General features: G+C 68.2%; 11 protein-coding genes. 3 read left to right on the forward strand and 8 right to left on the reverse strand.

What is annotated here, in order from left to right; genetic code table 11:
- Positions 1-17: 17 nt before the first annotated feature.
- Genes ON43_RS35395 through ON43_RS35410 form a run of 4 tightly spaced genes read right to left on the reverse strand, consistent with a single transcriptional unit; the run spans position 18 to position 3759 of the window.
- Positions 18-1046 carry an NAD-dependent epimerase/dehydratase family protein gene (locus tag ON43_RS35395; protein ID WP_040814688.1) on the reverse strand — a complete coding sequence of 343 codons (1029 nt, stop codon included), beginning with the start codon at positions 1044-1046 and terminating at the stop codon, positions 18-20.
- 3 nt (positions 1047-1049) lie between these two features.
- Positions 1050-1700, reverse strand: a complete 651-nt coding sequence (locus ON43_RS35400; protein WP_040814690.1) for a PIG-L deacetylase family protein — start codon at positions 1698-1700, stop codon at positions 1050-1052.
- A complete protein-coding gene (locus ON43_RS35405) occupies positions 1697-2497 on the reverse strand; it encodes a glycosyltransferase family protein (RefSeq protein WP_040814691.1) in 801 nt (266 codons plus the stop codon). Before ON43_RS35405 ends, ON43_RS35400 begins: the two co-directional genes overlap by 4 nt.
- Entirely contained in the window at positions 2494-3759 is a 1266-nt protein-coding gene (locus ON43_RS35410; protein WP_051179665.1) for a class I SAM-dependent methyltransferase, read from the reverse strand. The genes ON43_RS35405 and ON43_RS35410 overlap by 4 nt, the downstream gene beginning before the upstream one ends.
- A gap of 522 nt (positions 3760-4281) precedes the next feature.
- Here ON43_RS35410 and ON43_RS35415 point away from each other — a divergent pair.
- Positions 4282-5778: a sugar transferase gene (locus ON43_RS35415; RefSeq protein WP_040814693.1), complete on the forward strand. Its 1497-nt coding sequence runs from the start codon at positions 4282-4284 to the stop codon at positions 5776-5778.
- Between the two features lie 9 nt (positions 5779-5787).
- On the opposite strand, the gene ON43_RS35420 is transcribed toward ON43_RS35415, so the two are convergent.
- From ON43_RS35420 to ON43_RS42975, 4 genes are all read right to left on the reverse strand, one after another.
- Complete coding sequence (locus tag ON43_RS35420) at positions 5788-6624, reverse strand: polysaccharide lyase family 20 protein (protein ID WP_157514294.1); 837 nt, start codon at positions 6622-6624, stop codon at positions 5788-5790.
- Between the two features lie 79 nt (positions 6625-6703).
- Complete coding sequence (locus ON43_RS35425; protein ID WP_063712690.1) at positions 6704-7681, reverse strand: GDP-mannose 4,6-dehydratase; 978 nt, start codon at positions 7679-7681, stop codon at positions 6704-6706.
- 34 nt (positions 7682-7715) lie between these two features.
- Complete coding sequence (locus ON43_RS35430) at positions 7716-8870, reverse strand: glycosyltransferase family 4 protein (RefSeq protein ID WP_040814697.1); 1155 nt, start codon at positions 8868-8870, stop codon at positions 7716-7718.
- An 86-nt stretch (positions 8871-8956) separates the two neighbouring features.
- Positions 8957-10189, reverse strand: a complete 1233-nt coding sequence (locus tag ON43_RS42975) for a GNAT family N-acetyltransferase (protein WP_051179664.1) — start codon at positions 10187-10189, stop codon at positions 8957-8959.
- A gap of 141 nt (positions 10190-10330) precedes the next feature.
- Here ON43_RS42975 and ON43_RS35440 point away from each other — a divergent pair, with 141 nt between their 5' ends.
- Both ON43_RS35440 and ON43_RS35445 read left to right on the forward strand, forming a co-directional pair.
- Entirely contained in the window at positions 10331-11716 is a 1386-nt protein-coding gene (locus ON43_RS35440) for a polysaccharide pyruvyl transferase family protein (protein WP_040814698.1), read from the forward strand.
- The coding region (locus ON43_RS35445; protein ID WP_167333485.1) for an oligosaccharide flippase family protein at positions 11709-12357 on the forward strand (649 nt) is incomplete at its 3' end. The genes ON43_RS35440 and ON43_RS35445, both read left to right, overlap by 8 nt.

Below are 12357 nucleotides of genomic sequence, written 5' to 3' on the forward strand. Positions count from 1 at the left end.
GCTCGCCGCCCTTCACCTCACACCCCGGTCCTGATCCGGCGCAATTCGTCGTCGAGCACCCCGGCCTCCTTCAGCGACTTCAGATGCGCCAGGCGCGTGAAGCGCTGGAAGAAGGCCTCGGAGGTGAGCCCGCGCGCGGTGTACTCCCGATACAGCTCGGCCGCGCCGTCGGGAATGCTCCACTGCGCCTCGAAGCCCAATTCCTTGCGGGCGTAACCGAAGTCGACCCGGTAGGAGCGCGGGTCCGCGCCGCTCTCGCCGGTGATGACCAACGTGGATTCCGGGACCACGTCGACCACCGCCTGCGCGATCTGCGCCACGGTGAGGTTGTTGGCTTCGGTGCCCACGTTGTAGGCGCGGCAGTGGATGGCCTCCAGGGGCGCTTCCAGGCAGGTGGCGAAGGCGGCGGCGATGTCCTGCGCGTGCACCAGCGGCCGCCACGGCGTGCCGTCGGAGAGCACCTTCACCTCACCGGTGAGCACCGCGTACCCGACCAGATTGTTGAGCACGATATCGGCGCGCAGCCGCGGCGAGAAGCCGAAAGCCGTGGCATTGCGCAGGAATACCGGCGAGAAGCCGGAGTCGGCGATGGCGGCCACATCGGCCTCGACCCGGACCTTCGACTCGGCGTAGGGAGTGAGCGGACGCAGCGGCGCGTCCTCGGTCACCAGCCCGTCCCCGGCCGCCCCGTACACCGAACACGTGGAGGCGTACAGGAACCGTTGTACCCCCGCCTCTTTCGCCAGCTGCGCCAGCCGCACCGAGGCGTGGTGGTTGATGTCGTAGGTGATCTGCGGCGCCAGCGCGCCCAGCGGATCGTTCGACAGCGCCGCCAGATGGACCACCGCGTCGAACCCGGCGAGCTGCTCGACCGTCACATCGCGCAGATCCACGCCGATCGTGGGCGGCGCGGGCGGCGCCTCGCCCAGTACGCATTCCGCGAAATACCCGCTGTCCAGGCCGGTCACGTCGTGACCGGCCCGCTGTAGCAGCGGCACCATGACGGTGCCCAGATACCCCTGATGCCCCGTGACCAGCACGCGCATGACTTATGCACCTCCGAAGGTAATGGTGGCCTTGTCGAGCAGGAACGCCTCGGCGTGGCGGGCGCGGCACTGCACCCCGCGCAGCCGGGACAGGCCCAGGAACGACTGCTCGTCGAACCAGTCGTGGTCACGTTGTGAGGGATAGTGTTTCATCAGCAGCTCGGCCTTGCGCTCCGCGCAGCCCTCGGGCAGCGGATGGAACACCGTCGGCCGCGGCGTATCGCTCTCCCACTTGAGAATCTCGTAGCCGAGGATCAGGTGATCGCGAAACACGGTGGGCGCCAACTCCGCCAGCAGCCGGTGATCCTGGTGCGCGTCACCGCGCTGCGGCGCGAACACCAGTTGCGCGGAGCTGCCCCGGCGCAGACCGGCGACCGCGTCCTTGGCCCGCTCCCAGTGGGCGGGCGCGTACCCGTCCGGCACGTCGAGAATCCGCAACTCCAGATCCGCTCCGGGACAGAAGGCTTCGAGCGCCTTCTCCTCCTCAATGGCCCGTTCGGTGCCCGCGCCGGTGAGGACCAGCGCCCGGACCCGCAGTCCCGGAACGGATTCGGCCAGCGTGAGCAGCGTGCCGCCCAGCCCGATGGCGAGATCGTCGCAATGGGCCGCCAGCAGTGCGATCTCGGTGACCGCGCCGGTGTCGAGTCGGATCATGCGCCGCGGACACCCTCCGCCGCGGGCTGCTCCCACACCATCCACGGGCGGTCGCCGGTCATATAGCCAGCATCCAATTCCGCGCGCTCCTTGAAGGTGTCGGCGGGCTTCCAGAACCCGTGGTGCTGATAGCCGTAGAGCCGCCCCTGCCCGGCCAGCGCGCCGCAGGCGTCCTCCACCAGATCACCGCCGGGCGGCAGATGATCGAAGATCTCCTGGGTCAGCACGAAATAGCCGCCGTTCTCCCAGATGGGCAGCTGCGAGACCGGGGTGATGTTCTTGACCTCGCCCGCGGAATTCACATCCACGCAGTGGAAGGAGGACTGCGGCGGCACGATCATCATCGAGGCCGCGGCCCCCGACGCCTGGAACTGCGAGATCACCTGGTCCAGTGGCGCGTCGGTGAGCACGTCGGCGTAGTTGGCCAGGAAGTACTGCTCGCCCTCGAGGTGCGAGCGCACCCGGCGCAGCCGCTCACCGATGGGCGATTCCACCCCGGTGTCGACGAAGGTGATGGTCCAGTCGCTGATATCGGACTGCAGCAGCTCGACCTTGCCGCCGCGGATCACGAAGTCGTTGGACACCGACTCCTGATAGGTGAGGAAGAAGTTCTTGATGTGCGCGGCCCCGTAGCCCAGGCACAGCACGAAGTCCTTGTGCCCGAAATGCGCGTAGTAGCGCATGACGTGCCAGATCAGCGGGCGCGGACCGACCATCTGCATGGGCTTGGGAACGACATCCTCGCTGCCGTTGCGCATCCGCATGCCGTAGCCGCCGCAGAACAGAACGACCTTCACTGCTCTTGCCTTCCTTCGGAAATGAGTGCGGCGGCATCGTCGGGCGTCGCATGGTGGAGATGGGGAAGCGGGTACACCAGATCGCCGCCGCGGGCGATGATCGGGCGCAGCTGGGCGGTGATCTCCTTCTCCAGATTCCAGGGAAGGACGAGCACCACGTCGGGGCGGTCGGCGTCGATCCGCTCCGGTTCGTGAATCGGAATCCGGGTGCCGGGTGTGAACCTGCCGTGCTTGTAGGGATTGCGGTCCACGGTGTACTCGAGCAGATCGGGTCGGATGCCGCAGTAGTTGAGCAGGGTGTTGCCCTTGCCGGGCGCGCCGTAGCCGACCACGCGTCGCCCGGATGCCTTGGCGTCCAACAGGAATCGCAGCAGCTCCTGGCGCACCAGCTCGGCGCGAGGGCGCAGCTCCAGGTACCCGGCCACCTCGTGCAGCCCGGCCTCCTGCTCCAGGCGCAGCGCCTCGGCCACCCGCGGCGAGGGCTGCGCGACCGCGTCGGGCCGCGCCCACAGCCGCAGCGAACCGCCGTGCGTCTCCAGCAGTTCCACGTCGACGACGGTGAGACCCGCTGTGGCGAGCGCGCGTTGGGCCGAGAGCACCGTGTAGTACTGGAAATGCTCGTGGTAGATGGTGTCGAACTGGCCCAGCGTCACCAGGTTCAGCGCGTGGTGCACCTCGATCGAGAGCCACCCGTCGTCGGCGAGCAGGCCGCGCAGCGAGCGGGTGAAGCCCAGCAGATCAGGGATGTGGGCGTAGACATTGTTGGCCACCACCAGGTTTGCCGGACCGTGCTCGGCGCGCACCGCGGCGGCCAGCGACTCGTCCAGGAAGGCGGTGCGGGTGGGCACGCCCTTCTCGCGCGCGGTCGCACCGACATTCACCGACGGCTCGATGCCCAGGCAGGGGATGCCGGCGGCCACCGCGTGCTGCAGCAGATAGCCGTCGTTGCTCGCCACCTCGACGACGAAACTATTTCCATTCAGATTTAACTGATCGATTGCTTGGTCCACGAAGAGCTTCGCGTGCCGAACCCAGCTGTCCGAAAAAGACGAAAAGTAGGCATATTCGGTGAAGGTTTCATCCGGTGTGATGAGCGCCGGAATCTGCAGCAGCAGGCAGTTCTCGCAGAGCCGCAGATGCAACGGATAAGTCGGCTCCGGCAGATCCAGCTCCTCGGCGGTGAGGAATTTCTCGCAGGGCGGAGTGGCTCCGAGATCCAGAACGCTGATCAGCCGATCGGAGTCACACAGACGGCAGTGCACGAAGATTTCCCCACCTTTCACCGAGACCGACGCTGCCCCTGCAGCGCCACCTGACCACAGGTCGGCTCGGTCCGGCCTTACGTTACAACAGCTTCGATCGCGTTCGGGGTGCCGAACTGGTGACGAACAGTGCCAAAACAGGCGAATTTCTGCGACCCGCAAATACGGGCGTACTACAAGCAAACCCAAGAGTCTTGCAATGCAAGGGTTTCGAACAGCAGACTCTGCGGAGTCTGTGGAGCGCAACCTGCGATGTTGCGAATAGGGGAATTCCGGGGAATCCGCTCGGGCGGCGGTCTCCCTACTGTCCGTTATTTCTCGGATAATCGGGCGCCGTAGGGGATTCGGCCTTGCCGGGCGCGCGGATGTGTAACATTCGGCATCTGGTCCCCGAATCATTCGGTGACCGCATCGGTTGTCATGGTCCTGAAAGCCCTTGGGAAACCGGCGTCAGCCCGTTCTGCGTAACTGATCAGTGGGGATCGGAACCGAGTTCTCCCGTGGGGGAGGTGCGTTCGTTTCATGAGCTTCGAAACTTCGGCCGGTCGCGCCCTGCGCGCGTATCGACCACCTCGCCCCGAGCCGCGCTCGGATCGTGAACGCTGGCAAGCGGATTACGCCAAGCGGCTACTGATCAGCGACTGGTGCGTAACGCTGCTCGCCGTCGGAATCGCGCAGGCGATCCGATTCGGCAGCAACCCGGGCGCGAACCTCACCTCCCACTGGTCCATGGGGATCCGCTACTGGGTGGTCTCGGCCGTGCTCGTGCTGATCTGGACGGCCGTCCTGACTCTCAGCGGCACCCGCTCGCCCCGGGTGATCGGCAGCGGCCCAGAGGAATACCGGCGCGTCGTGGGGGCCTCGCTCAAGCTGTTCGGCGGCATCGCGATCCTCTCGCTGCTGCTGCAGATCGATCTGGCCCGGATCTACCTCGCGATCGCCCTGCCCCTGGGCACCGCCGGCCTGGTGCTCGAGCGACGCCTGTGGCGGCGCTGGGTCGCGGGCAAGCGCGCGCACGGCAGCTTCCGCACCGCCATGCTGGTGGTCGGCAGCCCCGACGCGGCCCGGGCCATGGTGGGCGCGTTCACCCACGACCCGGCCTCCGGCTATCAGGTGATCGGGGTCTGCACCCGCGACGAGGGCGTGCTGAGCGACCGCTTCCTGGCCGTCGGCGACCGTGAGATCCCGGTGGTGGCAGGCGATTACGACGTCATCGACGCGGTCCGCCGCACCGGTGCGGATACCGTCGCGGTGACCGCCACCGAGAGCCTGGGCCCGGCCGACTTCCGCCGCATGGCGTGGGAGCTCGACGAGTTGGGCGCGGAACTGATCGTCATGCCCGGCCTGGTCGACATCGCCGGCACCAGGCTCACCCACCGGGTGATCGCGGACATGCCGATGCTGCACGTGGAGAAGCCGCAATACGACCGCGCGAAGTCGATTCGCAAGGGGCTCTTCGATTTCTGCTTCGCCCTGGCCGCGCTGTGCGCCATCGCGCCGGTGCTGTGCGCCATCGCGGTGGCGGTGAAACTGGACAGCCGCGGCCCGGTGTTCCACCGCTCGGAGCGGATCGGGCGCGACGGGCGGCCCTTCGGAATGATCAAGTTCCGCAGCATGTACGCCGACCCGGACCCGCATCTGACCGCACTGCTCGACAGCGACGGCAGCGATCCGCTGTTCCACCGCCCGCCCGACGATCCGCGGGTGACCACGGTCGGCCGGGTGATCCGCCGGCACAATCTCGACGAGCTGCCGCAGTTCTTCAATGTGCTGCGCGGTGAGATGAGCATTGTCGGTCCCCGCCCGCAGGTGCGCCGGGTAGTCGACGCCTACGACGGAATGATGCGGCGCACCTTGCTGGTTCGCCCCGGGATGACCGGCCTGTGGCAGGTGCGCAGCCGAACCCGCATGACGCCCGAGGACGTCATGCGACTGGATCTGTCCTATGTCGAGAACTGGTCGACGATCCTGGACCTGTCGCTGATCGCGAAGATGATCGGTGCGCGCCGAGTCGTCTGACCCGCGGCTCTACAGCGGCGAGAGTCCGGCCTCGGTCGGAGCCATCGAGAACCCGTCGTGGAACACCACGCCATTCGGCACGATCTCCGGATCCCGGTAATAGCCCTGCTTGAAGTAGATGCCGCCACCGTCCGGCATGAGAGTGCGGACCATGCACCGGGTCTGGCCCGTGCACGGCGCGGCGTCGAACACCTGCGGCACGCCCCCGATCCACAGTTCGACGAACCCGATGTCGTCGGCCGCCGACCATTTCACGTGCATCTTGATATCGGTCCACACGTCGGGCACGATCGGCGCGCTCCACGGCGTGTACGTCTTGCCGGGATGCCCGGGGGACTTCCAGGTGGAAACCACCACGCCCCAACGCCCGTCGGCCACATTGGTCGGTCCGGCCGCGACCGCCAGCGGCGGCGGGCCGTCCTGGTCGGCATGCCACTGCGACAGCACCGTCCAGCCGCTGTCGGACGGGAAACCGGCCTGGAAGCGGGTGCTCCACTGGTACCAGCGCTCGTCGCCCTCGTCGGCGCGGGTGTAGTCCTCGCCGCTCACCTCCGCCCGCGCACCGCAGCACAGCCCGAACGGGACATCGCCCCGGTGCAATTCGAAGCGCCCGGCGTACTTGCCCTGGCGCACCACATTCGACTCGACCTGCATGCGGTCATTGGAGATGTGGAATTTCACGCACGGCACGCTGGGCAGAACGACGTTCTGGCACTGCGCCCACTGATCGAAGTTCCCGGTCTCGAAGTCGCCGACGAAGGGCTCGGTGCCGAGGGTGGTGTGTGCCGGGGCGCAGGCGGTGATGACCGCCATGAGGACCGCGCCGAGGCCGGTGACCAAGCTCAACGGAGAACTCCTACCTGAGCGTGCGCGCGGCGCACGAGTGGATGTCGTTGGGGTGGACCGGCTTTCGGCCATCAGGGAGCTACCGCCAGGTCGCACCGGTCAAGGATGCGTACCAGGCTACCGTCCGGGTCAAGCCCTCATCGAAGTCGACACTCGGCTCGTAACCGATGGCGCGCAGCCGGGAGATGTCGACCACCAGCTTCTCCGGATCACCCGGCCGATTCGCACCGCTGTAGTCGAATGCCGGACTGGTGCCGGTGATCTCGCACAGCGATTTGGCCAGCTGATCGATGGTGTACTCGCAGCCCGCGCCCACGTTGTAGGCCTCACCGCGCAATGGCGAATTGGCCGCCACGATCATGGCCGAGCGGGCGGCGTCCTCGACGAAGAGGAAATCGCGCACCTGGGTGCCGTCGCCGTGGATGAACAGCCGCTCGCGGTCGCGGTCGATCTTGGCCAGCAGATCGAACACCACCTGCTTGCGCTGGCGCGGCCCGAACGCGGAGAAGAACCGCACCGCGCCCAGGCGCAGGCCGTAGAGCTGGGCGAAGACCGCGAGATACCGTTCGGCCGCGAGCTTTCCGACCCCGTAGGGCGAGATCGGCACGGTCGGATCGGTCTCGCTGATGGGGATGCGCACCGAGTTCCCGTACACCGCGGCGCTGGAGGCGAAGACCATGCGGCCGGGCCAGTTCAGCGTGCGCAGCGCGTCGAGCAGGCGGAAGGTGGTGGCGAAATTGAGTTCGTAGTCGAAGGCCGGGTCCTCCACCGAGGGCGGCACGTAGGCGTTGGCCGCCAGATGGAAGATGACGTCGACCGGATGCTCGGTCAGGTACGAAACCCAATCGATGCCGCGAATATCGGTTTCCCGCAGGGTGATCCGGTCCGCGACGGCGGCCAGGTTCTCGCGGCTGCCCGAGGCGAAGGTGTCGAGCACGGTGACCCGGGCCCCCGCCGCGACGAGTAGTTCGACCAGGTGCGAGCCGATGAACCCCGCGCCCCCGGTCACCAGGACCGATGTTGTGGCCCAATCGATTTCATGATCTTGTTCGGGCATTCTGCCTTCCCCCGGATGAGTGCTGGGTCGTTCTCTACATCCCGGCGACGCGCAAATATGTTTCGACCGTGCGGCGCGCGACGGCGTCCGGTTCGAATCGGTCGAGCGCCATCAGGTGCCCCCGCGCGCCGAGTTCCAAGGCCAGTTCCTGGTCCCGCAGCAGCTCGACCATGCGGTCGGCCAGTTCCGCGGTATCGCCGGGCTCGACCAGATAGCCGTTCACCGCATCGGTCACCATTTCCGGGATGCCGCCCACCCGTGCGGAGATCACCGGCTTCCCGGCGGCCATGGCCTGCGCCAGGATGGTCGGCGAGGTCTCCTCGTGTGAGAACAGCACCACCGCGCGCGCCAGCGCGATCTCCTCGCGCAGCCGCCCGTTGTCGACCATGCCGACGAACTCCACCGCGTCGTCGAGCCCCAGCTCGGTGGCCTGGGCGCGAATCGTGCGGGCGTATTCGGCGTCGGGCTGCGGGCCGACCACGATCAGCCGCGCCTTCGGAACCCCCCGCAGCGCAAGTGAGAAGGCGGTGAGCAGTCCTTCCGGATTCTTGCGGGGCGACAGCACGCCCGCGAACAGCAGCCGCGGTTCGGTCGGGGCCGAGGGGGAGAGCGCGAAGAACTCCGGCGCGGTCGGGTTGGGAATGCTGATGTGCTCGCCGCGCACCATGCCGCTCAGCGCCCGCGCGTCGTAGTCGGAGATGGAGATGACGGCCTTGGCGCGGCGCAGAACTCGCCGCACCATCGCCTCGACCAGGTAGTAGCGCACCCGCTCCTTGAGGCTGGTGCGGGCGTTGAGCCGGGTCTCGAGATGGATCAGCCCGTGCACGGTGACCACCGTCTTCGTGCTGACCTGGGTGGCGACATCGCCGCGCAGCCCGATCTCGTGCGCGTGCACCACATCCGGGCGCAGCTCGGCCAGCACCTTGCGGGCCTGGCGGACGTCAAGGAACGAGCCGGTGGCGACGCCGAGGCGGCGCTGCCCACGCAGATAACGGATTTCGACCTTCGGGCCCTCGCGCCGGGATTCGACGGTGGCCTCGCCGGTGTGGAAGCGCAGCACGGTGAGCGAATCGATTTCCTCGCGGGCCGCGAGTGCCGGAACCAGTGTGCTCGTCACGGACTCGATCCCGCCCACCACCCGGCCGGGTTCGAGGGGATAGGTCGCGATCATGACCACGTTCAGGCCCACATGTGCTCCTCGAAAGTCCCCGCCACCGCATCCCCCCGTCGGTCGGCTGACGGGAACTCTACCGTGTCGGATGTGCCTGCGCGCGACTACTTCTGGACGGTCGCGGCCCACAGCTCGGCATCGTGGAACCGGCCGTCCGGTCCGCGCCGGGCATCGTGCAGGAGACCCTCGCGGCGCAGGCCGCCGGCCTCGGCGAGCGCGATGAGCTCGGTGTGGGTTGGATCGATCAGGGTCTGCACGCGCTCCTCGCCGAGTTCGTCGAAGGCGGTGGTGAGCAGCAGCGCGATCGCGGTGGCGGCCGCCTTCGCGGGCGCGGACTCGGCGGTGATGCCGATCGTCAGCTCCGCGTTCGAATGCCCGGGCGTGAGGTTGAGGTGACCGATCGATCGTCCGTCGGCGAGGACGTCGTAGCGGTGAGAGGCCGCTCGACGCCTCGGATGATGGGATGTCTCCTGACGCAAGGTAATTGGTCGATTGTCCGGATCGACGCCGTCGATGGTGGACGGCCATGTGGTCGCGCCCCGGGCGGCCGCGGCGAGCCCGTGTAGCAGCGTGCTGAGGGCGTACTTCGCGCCGACCGTGAGCACGGCCGCGGTCCAGCGCGTCGTGTCGCGCAGGCGTTGTGCCGGGTCGTCCGCCGTCGCAATGTCGTCCCTGGTGACGGGTTCCGCGCGGACACCGCCCACGGTGATGAGCGCGGCCACCCAGCCGCCGGGCGGCACCCGGTCGGCGGTGACGGCCCAGAGCTCGTGATCACGCCGCTGCCCGCCGACCGCGCGGGCGCGAATCATGGTGGCCTCCAGGGTCATCCCGCCCCGCCCGGTCGACCGGTGCGCCGGCCGATTGCTCACCGCGGTGGGTGCGGTGACGCGATGCAGGCCGAGCGGTCCGAACGCGTAGTCCACCATCAGCGCGCACGCGAGCGCGCCCACCCCGTGGCGGGCATGCCGCGAATCCATCCAGATGCCCATCTCCCCGGCGCGATGCCGCCGATCGATGGGATCCAGCCCGCACTGCCCGGCGAATTCGCCGTCCACCACGACGCTCAACGGCAGCACCCGCCCCGTGGCCCAGCCCCACCGCAGCCGCAGATATTCCCGGATCCACCACGCCCGGCTGTGCCGGTCCGCCCAGCTCAGCGCCGAGGAATTCCAGTACGGTTCGATGAATTCCCGGTCCCGCAGGCGAATCTCGCGCCAGCGCTCGAAATCTGACAACCGAGTATTCCGGACAGTGACACGATGGCCGTCGACCAGCAGCGGACCGAGTCGGACCCGGCGCAGCGCGGATCCCCGGACCGCGGCGAGGGCATGCGGCATACCGAAAAGCTACCGGACAGCCCGCAGGTGCGCGAGAAGTTGCAAAGACTCTGCGGTTGTGGCTAATTGAGTTACGGTTGGCAAGCAAGCCACGCCAGTTCGCAAGGTTCGGGGCCTTGTACATGACCGGGGGAGGTCGAGATGGGAGCCGGGCTGCCGTGCGGTGGGGCAGGACACCGCATTCTCATCGAGAACAGTGAGTACTGGCTGCGCAATTACGGTGACCTGGCCATGCTCGACGTCACCGTGCGCCGCATACGCACGCGCTGGCCGCTGGCCACCGTCGGCGTCATGACCGAGTCGCCCGCACTGGTAGCGGCATATTTCCCAGGGGTGCTGGGCATTACCGTCGGGAGCCGCGATCCGTGGGGTGCGCCGGGCCGGGTGGAACGGCTGGCCGCCGCGGTCGGACCCGCCGTGGCCGGACCGCCCGCCGTGGCCGCGCTGCGCGCCCGGGCCTGGCTGTTGCCCAGGGCCGTCAGAGTGCGGGACCGGCTGCGGGACTTGCGATCTCGCGGATCCTCGACTGACGAGCCACAGCCCGCGCCCGAACCCTCGCACGCCGAGATCCTGGCGCCCCGGATCGAACGCAGGCATCCCGGCGCGGCGCGCGCGGTCCGCGAGGCATCGCTGGTCGTCGCGCTCGGCGGCGGATACCTGACCGATGCCGACATACCCCAGGCCGGTCGCGTGCTGGATCTACTCGAATACGCCTGCGGCGTGGGCGTTCCGGCCGCCATGGTGGGCCAGGGGATCGGCCCGCTGCGCGACCCGGAACTGCGGGAACGCGCGACCCAGGCGCTGGGCAAGCTGCCCCTGATCGCCCTGCGCGAGCGGCGGCGCGGACCCGAACTGCTCGAATCCCTCGGTGTGCCGTCGAGCTCGGTCGTGGTCACCGGCGACGACGCCATCGAGCTCGCGCAGAACGTCCGAAAGGTTAGTCCCGGCAACGATATTGGCGTCTGCCTGCGGGTAGCCAAGTATTCGCCCGTCGCCGCGCGCGCCCAGGAGATCGTCGGCGCCACCCTGCGTGCGGCCGCCGCCGAATTCGACGCCCGCCTGGTCCCGCTCATCATCGCCGAGACCCCGGGCTCCCCGGACCGCGCGACCACGCTGCCGCTGGTGCGCGGCAGCGCGAATCCTGTCGAACCGGTCGGTAGTTTCGTGCGTCCGGCCGCGGTGGCCGCCCAGGTGGGGCGCTGCCGCATCCTCGTGACCGGCGCCTACCACCTCGCGGTCTTCGCGCTGAGCCAAGGCATTCCGGTGGTCGGGCTCACCTCCACCGAGTACTACGACGACAAATTTCTGGGCCTCGCCGACATGTTCGGCGGAGGCGTGCGGCTGGTCCACCTCGACGACCCGGAGCTGAGCGAGCATCTGCCCGCCGCCATCCGGGCCGCCTGGGCCGAAGCCGATGACGTCCGTGCAGCGTTGCGCGCTCGTGCCGATGAACAGGTCCTGGGTAGCCGCAATGCCTTCGAGCGACTATTCGGTCTCCTCGAACGGACTCACACCGAGCATGCATAGATTCGACCGCGAGGATCGGGACCGGGCCACGATCCGGGCCTACGAGATCATCGGGAGGTACGACGACACCGTCGAACTCCCGCGTTACGATCTCGCCCCCGCCATCGAACCCGCGCCGGCCGAGGGCGCCAATCTCGGCAAGCGAATCGGCAAGGTGGCCGCGGCCTCCGCGCTGGCGCTGATCTTCGGCGAGCTCGTCTCGCTGGCCCAGACCGTGGCGCTGGCGCGGCTGCTCAGTCCCGCCGAGGTCGGCATGTTCGCGGCGGGCACCGTCATCACCATGCTGCTGACCACCTTCGTCGAGGGCGGCCTGCGCTCCGGGCTGGTGCAGCGCGAGGACCACGTCGCCGACGCCGCCGAAACGGTCTTCCGGGCAACATTGCTCAACGGCCTGGTGGTCACCCTCGGCGCACTGGCCGCGGCGCCGGTCATCGGGCTGCTCTTCCACAGCCGCACCATCGGGCTGATCGCGGCGACGACATCGGGCTTCCTGCTGATGTTCTCGCTCACCAATGTCCCGGAGGCGCTGCTGCAGCGCGAGTTCAGCGTCAAGCGCCGGGTGATCGTCGGCCCGTCGGTCTCGGTCAGCTTCGCCGTGGTCTCGGTGGTGCTGGCCGCCTGCGGATTCGGCGTCTGGAGCA

It is taken from the genome of Nocardia concava NBRC 100430, assembly GCF_000308815.1.
Taxonomy (GTDB): domain Bacteria; phylum Actinomycetota; class Actinomycetes; order Mycobacteriales; family Mycobacteriaceae; genus Nocardia; species Nocardia concava.